This is a genomic window from Frateuria sp. GZRR35 (assembly GCF_051900415.1).
Taxonomy (GTDB): Bacteria; Pseudomonadota; Gammaproteobacteria; order Xanthomonadales; family Rhodanobacteraceae; genus Frateuria_A.
The window spans coordinates 80,274-93,992 of sequence record NZ_JBHZGL010000003.1 but is presented as its reverse complement, the minus strand read 5'-3'; the positions used below and the strand labels follow the sequence as shown (position 1 = coordinate 93,992).

12 protein-coding genes are annotated in these 13,719 nt (G+C 67.5%); 7 read left to right on the top strand and 5 right to left on the bottom strand.

Translation table 11 applies throughout. The features are described from left to right. Position 1 precedes the first annotated feature (1 nt). Positions 2–1,687 carry an AMP-binding protein gene (locus ACFWZ3_RS05035; protein WP_439706692.1) on the top strand — a complete coding sequence of 562 codons (1,686 nt, stop codon included), beginning with the start codon at positions 2–4 and terminating at the stop codon, positions 1,685–1,687. A 98-nt stretch (positions 1,688–1,785) separates the two neighbouring features. Here ACFWZ3_RS05035 and ACFWZ3_RS05030 read toward each other — a convergent pair whose 3' ends face one another. Next, positions 1,786–2,154 carry a PilZ domain-containing protein gene (locus ACFWZ3_RS05030; protein WP_424683440.1) on the bottom strand — a complete coding sequence of 123 codons (369 nt, stop codon included), beginning with the start codon at positions 2,152–2,154 and terminating at the stop codon, positions 1,786–1,788. A 691-nt stretch (positions 2,155–2,845) separates the two neighbouring features. Here ACFWZ3_RS05030 and ACFWZ3_RS05025 point away from each other — a divergent pair. Genes ACFWZ3_RS05025 through arsC form a run of 4 tightly spaced genes read left to right on the top strand, consistent with a single transcriptional unit; the run spans position 2,846 to position 6,408 of the window. Then, positions 2,846–3,748: a segregation and condensation protein A gene (locus ACFWZ3_RS05025; RefSeq protein WP_439706691.1), complete on the top strand. Its 903-nt coding sequence runs from the start codon at positions 2,846–2,848 to the stop codon at positions 3,746–3,748. 28 nt (positions 3,749–3,776) lie between these two features. Continuing rightward, positions 3,777–4,634 (top strand): SMC-Scp complex subunit ScpB, encoded by an 858-nt coding sequence (scpB, locus tag ACFWZ3_RS05020; protein WP_439706690.1) that lies wholly within the window; start codon positions 3,777–3,779, stop codon positions 4,632–4,634. Next, on the top strand, positions 4,631–6,058 hold the full coding sequence (locus ACFWZ3_RS05015; RefSeq protein WP_439706689.1) for a pseudouridine synthase: 1,428 nt from the start codon (positions 4,631–4,633) through the stop codon (positions 6,056–6,058). Before scpB ends, ACFWZ3_RS05015 begins: the two co-directional genes overlap by 4 nt. Continuing rightward, positions 6,058–6,408 (top strand): arsenate reductase (glutaredoxin), encoded by a 351-nt coding sequence (gene arsC, locus ACFWZ3_RS05010; RefSeq protein WP_439706688.1) that lies wholly within the window; start codon positions 6,058–6,060, stop codon positions 6,406–6,408. The genes ACFWZ3_RS05015 and arsC overlap by 1 nt, the downstream gene beginning before the upstream one ends. 137 nt (positions 6,409–6,545) lie before the next feature. Here the strand turns inward: arsC and ACFWZ3_RS05005 are convergent, their stop codons facing one another. The 4 genes from ACFWZ3_RS05005 to ACFWZ3_RS04990 form a co-directional block, all read right to left on the bottom strand. Further along, positions 6,546–7,553: a peptidoglycan-binding protein gene (locus tag ACFWZ3_RS05005; protein ID WP_439706687.1), complete on the bottom strand. Its 1,008-nt coding sequence runs from the start codon at positions 7,551–7,553 to the stop codon at positions 6,546–6,548. A 576-nt stretch (positions 7,554–8,129) separates the two neighbouring features. Beyond that, a complete protein-coding gene (locus ACFWZ3_RS05000; protein ID WP_439706686.1) occupies positions 8,130–8,945 on the bottom strand; it encodes an amidohydrolase in 816 nt (271 codons plus the stop codon). Beyond that, positions 8,933–10,078, bottom strand: coding sequence for a pyridoxal phosphate-dependent aminotransferase (locus ACFWZ3_RS04995; protein ID WP_439706685.1), 1,146 nt, complete (start codon positions 10,076–10,078; stop codon positions 8,933–8,935). The genes ACFWZ3_RS05000 and ACFWZ3_RS04995 overlap by 13 nt, the downstream gene beginning before the upstream one ends. Before the next feature lie 43 nt (positions 10,079–10,121). Continuing rightward, entirely contained in the window at positions 10,122–11,099 is a 978-nt protein-coding gene (locus tag ACFWZ3_RS04990) for a LysR substrate-binding domain-containing protein (RefSeq protein WP_439706684.1), read from the bottom strand. A 116-nt stretch (positions 11,100–11,215) separates the two neighbouring features. Here ACFWZ3_RS04990 and ACFWZ3_RS04985 point away from each other — a divergent pair, with 116 nt between their 5' ends. Both ACFWZ3_RS04985 and ACFWZ3_RS04980 read left to right on the top strand, forming a co-directional pair. Then, the gene (locus ACFWZ3_RS04985; protein WP_439706683.1) at positions 11,216–11,800 is read left to right on the top strand and encodes an FMN-dependent NADH-azoreductase; all 585 of its coding nucleotides are present in this window, start codon (positions 11,216–11,218) and stop codon (positions 11,798–11,800) included. A gap of 145 nt (positions 11,801–11,945) precedes the next feature. Beyond that, positions 11,946–13,613: an amidohydrolase gene (locus ACFWZ3_RS04980; RefSeq protein WP_439706682.1), complete on the top strand. Its 1,668-nt coding sequence runs from the start codon at positions 11,946–11,948 to the stop codon at positions 13,611–13,613. The last annotated feature ends 106 nt before the right edge of the window (positions 13,614–13,719 follow it).

Here is a 13,719-nt window from a genome sequence, read left to right as displayed (position 1 = left end):
CATGAGCAACGAGCGTCCGTGGCTTGCCCACTATCCGCATGACGTACCCGCCCAGATCGACGTCAACGCCTACGCGTCGGTGGCGGAGGTGGTGGAAGAAGCCTTCGGCAAGTTCCGCGACAAACCGGCTTTCGCAAGCTTCGGCAAGCAACTGAGCTATGGCGAGATCGAGATCCTGAGCCGCCAGTTCGCCGGCTACCTCACCGGTGTGCTGGGCCTGAAGAAGGGCGACCGCCTCGCCATCATGCTGCCCAACGTGCTGCAGTATCCGATCGCGCTGTTCGGCGCGCTGCGAGCGGGCGTCGTGGTGGTCAACACCAACCCGCTCTATACGGCCCGCGAGCTGAAGCACCAGTTGGAGGATTCCGGCGCCAAGGCCATCGTGGTGCTGGACAACTTCGCCTCCACGTTGCAGGAGGTCATCGACCAGACCCACGTCGAGCACGTGGTCACCACCGGCATCGGCGACCTGTTGGGCTTCCCCAAGGGCGCGCTGGTCAACTTCGTGCTCAAGCACGTCAAGAAGATGGTGCCGGCCTACTCGCTGCCGAAGGCAGTGCGCTTCCGCGACGCACTGGCACAGGGCGCATCACATCCGATGCCCAAGGTGCAGCTGGGCCACGCCGACCTCGCCTTCCTGCAGTACACCGGCGGCACCACGGGCGTCGCCAAGGGCGCGATGCTCAGCCACGGCAACATGGTCGCCAACATGCTGCAGGCCAGCGCCTGGATCGGCGATCTGGCCAAGCCCGGCGAAGAGGTGATCATCACGGCGCTGCCGCTGTACCACATCTTCTCGCTGACGGCGAACGGCCTGGTGTTCATGCGCCTTGGTGGTCTGAATTGGCTGATCACCAATCCGCGCGACATGCCGGGCTTCGTCAAGGAACTGAAGAAATCCGGTTTCACGGCGCTCACCGGCGTCAACACCCTGTTCAACGGCCTGCTCAACACGCCAGGTTTCGCGGAGCTGGACTTCTCCCGCCTGCACCTGACCCTGGGCGGCGGCATGGCGGTGCAGCGCGCGGTCGCCGAGCGCTGGAAAAAGACCACGGGTTGCACCCTGGCCGAGGCCTACGGCCTGACCGAAACCTCCCCGGCGGTGTGCATCAACCCGCTGGACCTGCGGGAGTACAACGGCTCGATCGGCCTGCCGGTGCCTTCCACCGATGTCGCGATCTGGTCCGAAGAAAACCAGCCGCTCGCGATCGGCGAAACCGGGGAGCTGATGGTGCGCGGCCCGCAGGTGATGCAGGGCTACTGGCAGCGACCCGAGGAGACCGCCAAGGTGCTGGGCACCGATGGGTGGCTGCACACCGGCGACATCGCCCGCATGGACGAGAACGGCTACGTCTACATCGTCGATCGCAAGAAGGACATGATCCTGGTCTCGGGCTTCAACGTGTATCCGAACGAGGTCGAGGACGTCGTGATGCAGCATCCGGGCGTGGCCGAGGTCGCCGCCGTGGGCGTGCCGGACGAGCACTCCGGCGAGGTGGTGAAGCTTTTCGTGGTGCGCAAGGACCCGGCGCTGACCGCCGACGTGCTCAAGCAGTTTTGCCACGACAACCTGACCGGTTACAAACGCCCGCGCCAGATCGAATTCCGCGATGCGCTGCCCAAGTCCAACGTGGGCAAGATTCTTCGTCGCGAGCTGCGCAACGAGCAGAAGAAAACTCCCGCTTGACAGACACTTCTTGTAGAGCCGGCGTGCGGGCAAGGCTCTTCGTACCGTTCAGCAGGAGCATCGCCCGCTAGCGGGCTCCTCGGGCTCGCAAGGCGGGTTCACTCCTCCCGCCAATGCTCCAGGATGTCGGCGTAACCACCGAGCAGGTTCCACAGCGGTACCTGCTTGTCTTCCGGAATGCGCGAATAGGCGAAACCGATGTGGCGGTCGGAAATGCGCGCGACCACCGCCTCCAGGTGGATGTGCAGGTCGCGGCCGAAAATCATGTCGAGCACCCACGCCTGCCCCAGCTCGCCCTGCCAACCCAGCGGTCGGCGCAACAGCGCGCCCGTGGCGGAAATGTCGACCAGTTCGGTCGGATGGGACTGCACCCCATGGCTCATCAGCACGGTCGTTTCGATGCGCATGCGCGCGGGCCGCAGGAACTTGGGGCCCGATTCATCCGCCACGTTGTCTTCGATCGTCATCTAGCTCCCCAAGTCGAAGCGCACCCGCGCCCCCGTGACGTCCCTGTGATCGTACGACGCATCCTGCGCCCCATCGACAACCTTGTTGCCGCCCACAGCCGCCGGCATTCAGCGGCCCGCGCGCGTAGCGCGAACGCGATCGCCCTCACACCGGTAAAAGCAAGCATCATGCCATTCATGGATCGGGGCGACATCATCCGACGCTCCATCGGCCGAGCGCCCGAACTGCCGCGCTCGGCTGCAAGCACGACACAACGTGTCACATGCTGCCCCACCCGCGGGCATATACTGGACTTGCCGCAACGCTACCGCTAACCTGTCGCCATGCCCGGTTCCAGCGTGCGCCGTGCCGGTCGATACCGGCCATCGCGGCATGCTTCCCAGGTTCCCGGCAGATCGATTTGAACCGTCCGTGGCGCCGCGTCGCCATCCTGTCTTGCGTCCGCTTCGGGGCCTGATGCCCAGCACGGGCGCCTTGGTGGTCGCCTGAGCCGCCTGACCGAACCGCCGTGGCGCGGCTTCGTCATGCGATACCGCGGCGACGGCTGCGCCGAAAGCGGCAAGCCAGCTTGACCGGCCGTCGGCCTGAAGCCGCGGTCACGAGGGGATACCGTCCGCAGGGCGACGCCCGGCCAGGACGAAAGGTTTGAACGCATTGCCGGCCGCGTGAGCGGCCTCACGACATGCATTGATGAGCACAGAACCGCAGCAGCCGGCCGCACCGTCGCAGGACGCCTTCGCGTCGATCCCCCAGCAGCAGGAAATGCCGCTGGCGGTCGTGCGCGGCGAACCGTTGTTGCAGATGCCGCAGGACCTGTACATCCCGCCGGACGCGTTGGAAGTTTTTCTCGAGGCGTTCGAGGGGCCGCTGGACCTGCTGCTCTACCTGATCCGTCGCCAGAATCTAGACATCCTGGACATTCCGATTGCCGAGATCACCCGGCAATACATGGAATACATCGACATGATGCGGGACGTGATGCGCCTGGAGCTGGCGGCCGAGTACCTGCTGATGGCCGCGATCCTGGGCGAGATCAAGTCGCGCCTGCTGCTTCCGCGGCCGCCCGCCGAGGAAGGCATCGAGGACGACCCGCGCGCCGAACTGGTGCGCCGCCTGCAGGAATACGAACGTTTCAAGAAGGCGGCCGAGGATATCGACACCCTGCCCCGCGTCGAACGCGACACGGTCGCAGTGCACGCCGAAGTCGGCGAGCGCAACGTGGTCAAGCTGCCGCCACCGCTGGACCTGAAGGAAATGCTGCTGGCGCTCAAGGATGTGATGCACCGCGCCGAACTGTTCGGCCACCACGCGATCAAGCGCGAGGCGCTGAGCGTGCGCCAGCGCATGGGCGAACTGCTGAGCCGGCTCGAAGATGGCGTCTTCCACCGGTTCGAAAGCCTTTTCGACATCAACGAAGGCCGCCTGGGCGTCGTGGTGACGTTCCTTTCGATGCTCGAGCTGGCCAAGGAAATGCTGGTGGAAGTCGTGCAGGAAGAACCGCTGGCGCCGATCTATATCAAGGCGAAGGCCTCGCTTGCCGAGGAAAGCGCCGAACTGCCGGACGACGTGCCGGTGTCCGCCGCCGCCGAGTAGGCGCCGGCTTCCCGAAAATCATCAGGCCATGCAGATCGAGCAACTCAAACCGATCATCGAGGCAGCCCTGCTCGCCGCCAGCCAGCCGCTCACCGTGGCGCAGCTGGGCGAGCTGTTCGTCGAAGAGGACCAGGTCGACCGCGAGGCCATCGCGCGCGCGCTCGAGGCGCTGGGCGAAGACTGCAACGGGCGCGGTGTGGAGCTGAAGGAAGTCGCTTCCGGCTTCCGCTACCAGGTCCGCCAGGACGTGCACCCGTGGGTGTCGCGCATGTGGACCGAGAAGCCCAGCCGCTACTCGCGTGCGCTGCTGGAAACCCTCGCGTTGATCGCCTACCGCCAGCCGATCACCCGGCCGGAGATCGAGCAGATCCGCGGCGTGGTGGTCTCTTCCAACATCATCAAGACGCTGGAAGAGCGCGAGTGGGTCCGCGTGGTTGGCCACCGCGACGTGCCCGGCCGGCCGGCGCTGTTCGGCACCACCCGCGCCTTCCTCGACTACTTCAACCTCAAGTCGCTGGACGAACTGCCGCCCTTGTCGGAGATCCGCGACATGGAAGACCCGCAGCTGCGGCTCGACCAGGAGCCGCTGCCGCCGCGGGTGATCAAGGACCTGCCGATCGATCCGGACGAGGAAAACGCTGACGCCACGTCGGAAGAAGCCACCGAAGCCGATCAGATCACCGCCGAGTCCAGCCCGGACGAAGCAGCCACCGGCGACGCGCCAACGCCCGCCGACGCCGAGGCCGAACCGGCCGACGCCATCGAAACCACCGCCGCGTCCGACGACGAGACGCCCACCCCATCCGCCACTGCCGACGAGGCAGCAGCCCCTGCGGACGTCGACGAAGACGCCGCCGAGCAGGACACCGAGGAGTACCGCGCATGACTGCGCCGCAGAAATCCGTTTTGACCCTCAAGCGCGAACCCCGCGAAGAGGCCAACAACCCCGCCCTTGAAGAGCGCCTGCACAAGGTGCTGGCCAACGCGGGCCTCGGCTCGCGCCGCATGCTGGAGCAGCGCATCCAGGGTGGCGAGGTCGAACTCAACGGCGAGCCAGCCGGGATCGGAGCCAGCGTGCACGCCGGCGACCGCGTGGTGCTCGACGGCAAGCAGTTCGTTGTCGCCACCGACAACCGCGACGACACCGAGGTGCTGCTGTACCACAAGCCCGAGGGCGTGGTGACCACCCGCGAAGATCCCGAAGGCCGTCCCACCGTGTTCGAGCAGTTGCCGCGCCTGAAGGGCGCGCGCTGGGTCGCTGTGGGTCGCCTGGACATCAACACCACCGGCCTGCTGCTGCTCACCACCGACGGCGAGCTGGCCAATGCGTTGATGCACCCGAAGAGCGGCCTTGGCCGCGAGTACCTCTGCCGCGTGCACGGTGAAGTGCCTGACGAGGTGATCGAGAAGCTCAAGGCCGGCGTGGAGCTGGAAGATGGTCCCGCCCGCTTCGACGAGATCGCCATCATCAGTCGCGGCGGCAGCCACAGCTGGTTCCGCGTGGTGATCCGCGAGGGCCGCAACCGCGAAGTGCGCCGCCTGTGGGACTCCCAGGGCTTCCTGGTCAGCCGCCTCAAGCGCATCCGCTACGGCAGCGTGGAGCTGCCGCGCACGCTGCGCCGCGGCGAGAGCGAGTCGCTTTCCGAGGACGCGATCAAGGACTTGCGCAAGTCGGCCGGCCTGGGCCCGGCCCAGCCGGTGCTGACGCTCAGCCCCGTGCTTCACCAGCGTCGCGCCAGCCGCAGCGTCACCGAATACCGCCCCGAGCGCGGTGCGCCGACCGGCTGGAGCGGTGCCTACCACGACGAGGCGCGCGAACTGCGCGCATTCGACCGCATCCGCGAGGAACCGGTGCGCGGCAAGCAGCAGCGCCGCCGCCCCGGCAAGGAAGTGAACGGCAACGTCGCCCGGCCGGAGCGCCCGGCCAACCCCGGCCGCCGCAAGAACAAGCGCGGCGTGGCGCCGGGCCAGGAGCTGCCCTCGGTGCGTACCTGGTTCGCCGGCGAAAGCCGCGAGGGCGGCGCCCGCGGCCCGTCGGGCAACCGGGCTGGCGGCAATCCGGCCGGCGGCAATCGCCGTGGCGGCAAGCCCGGCGCTGGCCGCGGCGGTGATGCACGCAACGCTAGTCCTTACGCGGGCTTCGGCGGTGGCGGCGGTGGCGGTGGCGGTGGCGCCAATCGCGGCAACCGCCAGGGTGGCGCGCCTGGCCAGGGCGGCCGGCCGCAGAACCGCGGCAACCGTCCGCAGGGCCACAGCGGCGGCAGTCGCCCGTCGGGCGGTCGCGGCGGCAACCGGCACGGCAATCGCTGATGAGCGTGCGCATCTATCACAACAACCGCTGCTCGAAATCGCGTGGCACGCTGGAACTGTTGCAGGCGCGCGGCATCGAACCCGAGGTCGTGAATTACCTGGATACGCCGCCCAGCATGGACGAGCTCCAGACCCTGCTGCGCATGCTCGGCATGACGCCCCGCCAGCTCCTGCGCACGGGCGAGGCGGACTACAAGGAGCTGGGCCTGGATGACGCCGCGTTGGGCGACGAAGCCATCCTGCAGGCAATGGTCGCGCATCCGAAGCTGATCGAGCGTCCCATTGTGGTGGCCAACGGCAAGGCCGCCATCGGCCGCCCGCCGGAAGCCATCCTGGCCATCCTGCCCTAAACCGCAGGGCGGACTTCAACCCACTGTCTCGCCAAGGTGGGCTGAAGCCCACCCTACGCGCCAAGCGGATGCCAGCCCGCAAACAGAAGCCGCCCCAAGGGCGGCTTCGTCGTGATGCCACATCCCACGCGGGAGCGTCAGTTCCTCAGCGCCTCGGCCGTCGCGTCGTCGAGCTGGCCGGTCACCGTCAGACCGCGAATCTGCTGGAAGCGACTGATGGCCCTGGTAGTACCCGGCCCCGGCAAGCCGTCGACCTTGCTCGTATAGAGACCCAGGCCCGCAAGCCGTCGCTGGGCGTCGGCCAGCGAGAAGCCTTCGGCCTGCGGGCGCGATGCGCCATCGACACCCAGGCTGCCCCCGGTACCCAGACCGCCGGCCACCTTCTGCGGCGCGTAGTGGCGCACGGCACGCACCATCTGGTTGTAGGAATCCAGGAACGCGCTGGCAATGAGCCGGCCCTGTGGCGTCTTGCTGTATCCACCCACGCCCCCGCCGGCGGAGCCGCCGATGCCCAGCCCGCCGAAGCCGAAGTCGTTCTTGCTGGCGCTCCCCTGTGCCACGGCAACCTGCACGCCCGAGCGCACGTCCGTAAGCATCAGCGTGGTCGAAGCCTCGCGATGCTTGATGGAGCCGGCAATGGCTCCGATGAGCGCCCCGTAAGGCAGGACGCCGGCGAGTGCGGCGCCGCCACCTCCGGTGTTCTCGGCGAACTGGATGGTGGGCGTGACCACGTAGTCGGCCGCTACCATCTGGCCCTTGCCCATGTTGCTGCGGCCCCGCAACTCGCCCGAGTCGGCCAGCCCGCGCTCCTGCATCAGCGAGCTCATCGCGCGGCCGCGGTCCACCACCACAAAACAGTTGCTCTGCTGGATCATCAGGCGAATCAGCGGCGTGGTGGCCGGCAGGTGGTACTGGGTGGTCAGGATGGCGAACCAGTCCTGGTTGGTGTCCTCCTCGACCGCCAGCGTGCCGAGCGGCTTGTTGCAATGCTCCAGCGTCTTGGTGGCATTGGCGCTGGTCGAACCTGCGGCCGATCCGCCGATCGGGTCCTTCTTGGTGGCGGCCAGGCTGGCGCAACCACTGAGGAGCATGGTCGTGCCGATGCCCAGTGCGAGGACGCCACGCTTCATCGATTCAGTTCTCATCGCGATTCCATTCCGTTTGCAGGTAGTCGCAGCGCAAGCCGCCCGAGGGGAGGGGGTTGCGCTGCAGGTGAGCGGTAAAGCGGCACGAATTCCCGTTTTCTGCGCACGCGGTCGCGCCGCCGGCAAGGGCGGATCGGGCGAGTGTGCGAGTCGGTGAAGCCGGCAGCCGGTCCCTGTTCCGGAGCCCTTCCGCTTGCCAGGATGCCCCGTGTCGTGGGTAGTCCGCCTAACGCGGAAAGCCTCGGGAGCGGCGTCAAGGCTACGTGTAAATGGCGACGGGTCAATCGGGGGAGACGCGAGGGCAGAGCACCGGTCAACGGCCCAGCGATTGCTGGGCGTTCCATGGGGAAGCCGGGAAAAAGCCTTGTTTTGCCGGGCAAAAAGGAAAAGGCGCAGGCATCGCCCTCGCCAAGGCGGGATACCGACCCTGTCAGTGGCGGGACGCGGCTCGCCTGAAAATCAGAATTCGCCTATGCGACGGGAAAGCGACGCCTACGTTGCCGGAAGCGTAATCCGAAGACGGCACGCATCCAGTGGAACGAAAGCAGGCGCTCTCCGCACCCGCGAGCGGCTCGGTCACATCGGCCCGAGCGTGAACTCGTCGGCATCCATCCAGGCGGGGAACCGTTCGCGATGTGCCAGCAGCGGCGTTGGATCCAGGCGCACGGTGGCAACCTGCTCCTGCGCGCCAAGCTCGATCATGGTTTCGCCGATCGGGTCGATCACCGCGCTGTCGCCCGCGTACGGCAGATCGTTGCCGTCCACGCCCACGCGATTGACGCCCACCACGCAGGCCAGGTTCTCAATCGCCCGCGCGCGCAGCAGCGTGCGCCAGGGCTGCCGGCGCGGCGCCGGCCAGTTGGCGACGAACAGCGCCAGGTCGTAGTCCATGCCGCCGGCCGCGCTCTCCAGCCGGCGGTTGCGCAGCCACACGGGGAAGCGCAGGTCGTAGCAGACTTGCGGCAGGATGCGCCAACCCTTCAGTTCCACCACCAGCCGCTCGCGACCGCCGCCGTAGCGGGTGTGTTCGCCCGCCATGCGGAACAGGTGGCGCTTGTCGTACTGCGCATGGCTACCGTCCGGACGCATCCAGAACAGACGGTTGTAGACCGTGCCGTCTTCGATGATGGCAAGACTGCCGCAGATCACCGCGTTTACCTCGCGCGCCAGCTCGCGCAGCCAGGCCACGCCCTCGCCGTCCATGGTGCCCGCGCTGGCGCGGGTGTCGTTGCTGAAGCCGGACAAAAACGTCTCCGGCAGCACGACCAGGTCGCTGCCCCGCGCCTGGCGCACCAGGGCACCGTAGTACTCGCGATTGGCCGGCGCATCGTGCCAGCGCGTGGCGCCCTGTACCAGGCTGACGATCAGCGGCTGCAGACTCACAGACGGCATAGACGCTCCGCGGCGGCAGTCATGGTGGCATCGCTCTTGGCGAAGCACAGGCGCAGCAGGCGCGTGCCCGGCGGCTTCTCGTAGAACGGCGTCAACGGGATGCCAGCCACGCCACCCTGCTCCACCAGCCAGCGCGCGAACGCAAGGTCGTCCTCGTCGCGGATGGCCGAATAGTCCACCAGCTGGAAATAGCCGCCCGGCACGTCCAGCAGCTTGAAGCGCGAGGGCGCCAGCAGCGCGCGGAAGCGGTCGCGCTTGGCCTGGTAGAAGTCCGGCAGTTCCAGGTAATGCGCGGGGTCGTTCGCCATGATCTCGGCAAACGCGACCTGCGCCGGGTGGAAGGTGCAGAAGGTCAGATACTGGTGCACCTTGCGGAACTCGGCGGACAGCGCCGCCGGTGCTACCGCGTAGCCGACCTTCCAGCCGGTGCAGTGGTAGGTTTTGCCGAAGCTCGACACCACGATGCTGCGCGCGGCGAGTTCCGGATGCCGCAACACGCTCTCGTGCCGCGCGCCGTCATACACGATGTGCTCGTAGACCTCGTCCGACAGCACGACGATGTTCGTGTCGCGGGTGATCTCCGCGAGCGTCTCCAGGTCGTCCGCCGACAGCACCGCGCCGGAAGGATTGTGCGGGCTGTTGATCAGGATCATCCGCGTCTTCGGCGTGATCGCGTCGCGCACGCGCTGCCAGTCGATGGCGAAGCTGGGCACGGTCAGCGGTATGTGCACCGCGCGCGCGCCCTGCAGTTCGATGGCCGGCTCGTAGGAATCGTAGGCCGGGTCGAACACGATCACTTCCTCGCCGGCGCGCACGGTCGCCGCGATCGCCGCGAACAGCGCTTCGGTCGCACCGGATGTCACCGTGATCTCGGTGGCCGAATCCACGCGACGCCCGTACAGGCGCTGGGTCTTGATCGCGATCTGCTCGCGCAGCGCCGCCGTGCCGATGCCGGGGGCGTACTGGTTCTTGCCTTCGGCCATCGCGCGGGTGAGCGCCTCACGCAGCGGTTGCGGCGGCTCGAAATCCGGGAAACCCTGGCCGAGGTTCACCGCCTGGTGATCGAGCGCCAGTTGGCTCATCACGCTGAAGATGGTGGTTCCGACCTTGGGCAGCTTGGTATCGATGTTCATGCGCGCGGATGTCTGGAAGGCCAAACGGCAAGCCTAGCACGGCTCATGTGCGCGGCCGGTCGAGCGGTTCCAGCGGGCGCTGGCGGCACTGCTCGTGCTTCTGGCGGGTCGCCTCGGGCAGGCGCTCGGCGAGAAAGTCGACCAGCGCCCGCACGCCAGGCAGCATGCCGCGGCGGCTGGGGTAGACGAAGTGCATCGTCCCTTCCGGCGCACTCCAGTCCGGCAGTACGACCTCGAGCTCGCCACGCGTGACCGCCGGGGCGCAGACGAACTCGGGCAGCAACGCCACACCCAGGCCTCGACGCGCCGCTTCCAGCAGCAAGGCGAACTCGCCAGTGACCAGCCGCGCGCTCATCTCCACCGAGACACGTTCGCCGTGCGCGTCGATCAGTTCCCACACCTGCGCGCCTTCGTGTTCCAGCATGGTCAGCGCAGGCAACGCGGACAGCCCCGCCGGCGCCGTGGGCCGGCCCACGCGATCGAGCAACGCAGGGCTGGCCACCGCCAGCACGCGCGAGAGGCCGAACGTGCGCATCACCAGGTTGGCGTCGCTATCGAGCTTGCTGCGCACACGGATGGCGATGTCGTAGCCCTCACCCACCACGTCCACGCGCCGGTTGCTGGAAAGCACGCGCACCTGCACTTTCGGGTACTGCGCCAGGAAGTCCGGCAGCACGTGCGCCACCACCGTCTGCGCCAGCGACACGGGACAGCTCAGCCGCACCACGCCGCGCGGCTCGGCCCGCAATTCGTCGACCGCCTCCTGCGCCGCCCGGGCCTCTTCCAGCACCGCGCGGCAATGGGCGTAGAAGCGCTCGCCCACTTCGGTGACCACGAAACGACGGGTGGTCCGCTGCAGCAGGCGCACGCCCAGGCGCTCCTCCAGTTGCGACACCCGCTTGCTCAGGCGCGATTTGGGAATACCCAGCGCCCGCCCGGCGGCGGAAAAGCCGTTGTGCTCGACCACCATGGCGAAGAAATAGAGGTCGTTGAGGTCCTGCAGCGTGCCGTCGAGGGTCATGCCGTCTGTTTCCTTTGAGAAACGATAAGTTCGATATTAGCCGACTTATCAGGCCATTGTTGCGAAAGTATCGTTACTCCATCGCCGGCACGCCGGCCCTCGACTGGAGTTACGCCATGAAACTGCTGCACATCGATTCGAGCGCCCTGGGCCAGCATTCGGTCTCGCGTGGCCTCACCGCGGACATCGTGGCTCAGGTCAGGCGCGATCGCCCCGACGCCTCCATCCACTATCGCGACCTGGCGGCACAGCCGCTGCCGCACTGGACGCCAGTCGCCGATGCCAGCGAGCCGGCCGCGCTGCTGGGCAACGAGGTGATGGACGAGTTCCTCGCCGCCGATGTCATCGTGATTGGCGCGCCCATGTACAACTTCGGCATTCCCAGCACGCTCAAGGCGTGGATCGACCGCATCGCGGTGGCCGGCAAGACCTTCCGCTACACCGCCAACGGCCCCGAGGGCCTGGCTGGCGGCAAGCGGGTGATCGTGGCCTCCAGCCGCGGCGGGTTCTACGGCGAAGGCACCGGCGGCGCGGCGATGGATTTCCAGGAAAACTACCTGCGCGCGGTGCTCGGTTTCCTGGGCATCACCAACGTGGAATTCGTGCGCGCCGAAGGCGTAGCGGTCAGTGCGGAGCACAAGGAACAGGCGCTGACGGCGGCCAAGGAGGCCATCGGGACGCTCCTGCCCAAGGCGGCGTGACCCTCTCCTCTGTCTCCGGCAGAGGGTGCCCGCCAGGTCTCCCCAGCCCCTCTCCCGCCGGGAGAGGGGCTTTCGCGTTTCGGCAAGTGGAAAAACCCGTCCCACCCCGACACACTGCGGCTTTCCCGCACAGGAATCCGCGCGCATGAACCGCACCCTGCGTCTTTCCCTGCTCGCCCTGCTGGCCACCGCGCCGGCGCTGCAGGCCGCCGATCTGTACGTGCACAACATCAACGGCTACACCCTGGACAGCCAAGGCAAGCTGCAGCGCTTCGACGCCCTGCTGGTGGACGACGGCAAGGTCGTCGCTACCGGTGCCGACGACACGCTTGCCAACCGCGCGGGTGACGCCAAGGTGGTCGACGGCCACGGCAAGACCCTGCTGCCGGGCCTGATCGACGCGCACGGCCACGTGCTGGAGCTGGGCTACGCGCTCACCCAGGCCGACCTGACCGGTACGCAGTCGCTCGACGAAGCGCTTTCCCGCGTCAGGGAATACGCCAAGGCCCACCCGGATGCGCGCTGGATCATCGGCGGCGGCTGGAACCAGGTGATCTGGAAGCTCGGCCGCTTCCCGACCGCCAAAGAACTGGACGCCGTGGTATCGGACCGGCCCGTGTGGCTGAGCCGCGTCGATGGCCACGCCGCCTGGGCGAACACCGCGGCGATGAAGCTCGCCGGCATCACTCGCGACACCAGGGATCCGCCTGGCGGACGCATCGAGCGCGACGCCCAGGGCAACCCCACTGGCGTGTTCGTCGACGGCGCCACGGCGCTGGTCGGTGCGGTCGTGCCCGAGCCCACCGACAAGGAGCGTGCCATCGCGCTCGACACCGCGCTGGCGGAGATGGCCCGCGTGGGCCTGACGGGCGTGGACGACGCCGGCATCGACCTGCCCAACTACCGCCTCTACAAGCGCTACGCCGACGAGCACAAGCTCACCGCGCGCATCTACGCGATGATCCGCGACACCGGCGACGCCTTCGACACGATCACCGCCGGCACGCCGCTGGACGGCTACGGGAATGGCTACCTCACGGTGCACTCGGTCAAGCTGTTCGCCGACGGCGCGCTGGGCAGCCGTGGTGCGGCCATGCTCTCGCCCTACTCCGACGACCCGCACAACCATGGGCTGCTCTTCATGAGCCCGGGCACGATGCAGTCGAAGATCGAGAAGGCGTTCGCCAAGGGTTACCAGGTCAACATCCACGCGATCGGCGATGCGGCCAACCGCGAGGTGCTGGACAGCTTCGCCGCCGCCTACAAGGTCCATCCCGACGCCAAAGCCTTCCGCAATCGCGTGGAGCACGCGCAGATCGTTTCGCTCGAAGACATCCCGCGCTTCGTGCCGTTGAACCTCATCGCCTCGATGCAGCCCACGCACGCCACCTCCGACATGAACATGGCCGAGGACCGCGTGGGCCACGATCGCATCGAGGGCGCCTACGCGTGGCGGCGTCTCCTCAAGCAGGGCACGGTGGTCGCCTTCGGCTCGGACTTCCCTGTCGAGTCGCCCAACCCGTTCTTCGGCCTGCATGCGGCGGTGACCCGGCAGAACCACCAGAACCAGCCACCCGGCGGCTGGTACCCCGACCAGAAACTGAGCCTGGTCGAGGCGCTTCGCGCGTTCACCCTGAGCGCGGCCTACGCCGGCCACGCGGAGAAGACGCAGGGCACGCTGGAGCCGGGCAAGTACGCCGACTTCATCCTGGTCGACCGGGACATCTTCAGCATCAACCTGCAGGACCTCTGGAAGACTCAGGTGCTAGGCACCTGGGTCGGCGGCAAGCAGGTGTATTCGGCCGAGAAGTGAACCGCAGGGTGGGCTTCAGCCCACCTTCGGCGTGCGCGGCGGAAGGGGCTGGTGGGCTGAAGCCCACCCCACGCTGGGGGCGACCCGGCCCGTAAGGAGCCTCTAA

Bases quoted from the DNA above. Each gene is read 5' to 3' on its own strand.
- ACFWZ3_RS04985 (WP_439706683.1), top strand. From the start codon at position 11,216: ATGAAACTGCTGCACATCGATTCGAGCGCCCTGGGCCAGCATTCGGTC.
- ACFWZ3_RS05025 (WP_439706691.1), top strand. From the start codon at position 2,846: ATGAGCACAGAACCGCAGCAGCCGGCCGCACCGTCGCAGGACGCCTTC.
- arsC (WP_439706688.1), top strand. From the start codon at position 6,058: ATGAGCGTGCGCATCTATCACAACAACCGCTGCTCGAAATCGCGTGGC.
- ACFWZ3_RS04995 (WP_439706685.1), bottom strand. From the start codon at position 10,078: ATGAACATCGATACCAAGCTGCCCAAGGTCGGAACCACCATCTTCAGC.
- ACFWZ3_RS04980 (WP_439706682.1), top strand. From the start codon at position 11,946: ATGAACCGCACCCTGCGTCTTTCCCTGCTCGCCCTGCTGGCCACCGCG.
- ACFWZ3_RS05015 (WP_439706689.1), top strand. From the start codon at position 4,631: ATGACTGCGCCGCAGAAATCCGTTTTGACCCTCAAGCGCGAACCCCGC.
- ACFWZ3_RS04990 (WP_439706684.1), bottom strand. From the start codon at position 11,099: ATGACCCTCGACGGCACGCTGCAGGACCTCAACGACCTCTATTTCTTC.
- ACFWZ3_RS05005 (WP_439706687.1), bottom strand. From the start codon at position 7,553: ATGAGAACTGAATCGATGAAGCGTGGCGTCCTCGCACTGGGCATCGGC.
- scpB (WP_439706690.1), top strand. From the start codon at position 3,777: ATGCAGATCGAGCAACTCAAACCGATCATCGAGGCAGCCCTGCTCGCC.
- ACFWZ3_RS05035 (WP_439706692.1), top strand. From the start codon at position 2: ATGAGCAACGAGCGTCCGTGGCTTGCCCACTATCCGCATGACGTACCC.
- ACFWZ3_RS05030 (WP_424683440.1), bottom strand. From the start codon at position 2,154: ATGACGATCGAAGACAACGTGGCGGATGAATCGGGCCCCAAGTTCCTG.
- ACFWZ3_RS05000 (WP_439706686.1), bottom strand. From the start codon at position 8,945: ATGCCGTCTGTGAGTCTGCAGCCGCTGATCGTCAGCCTGGTACAGGGC.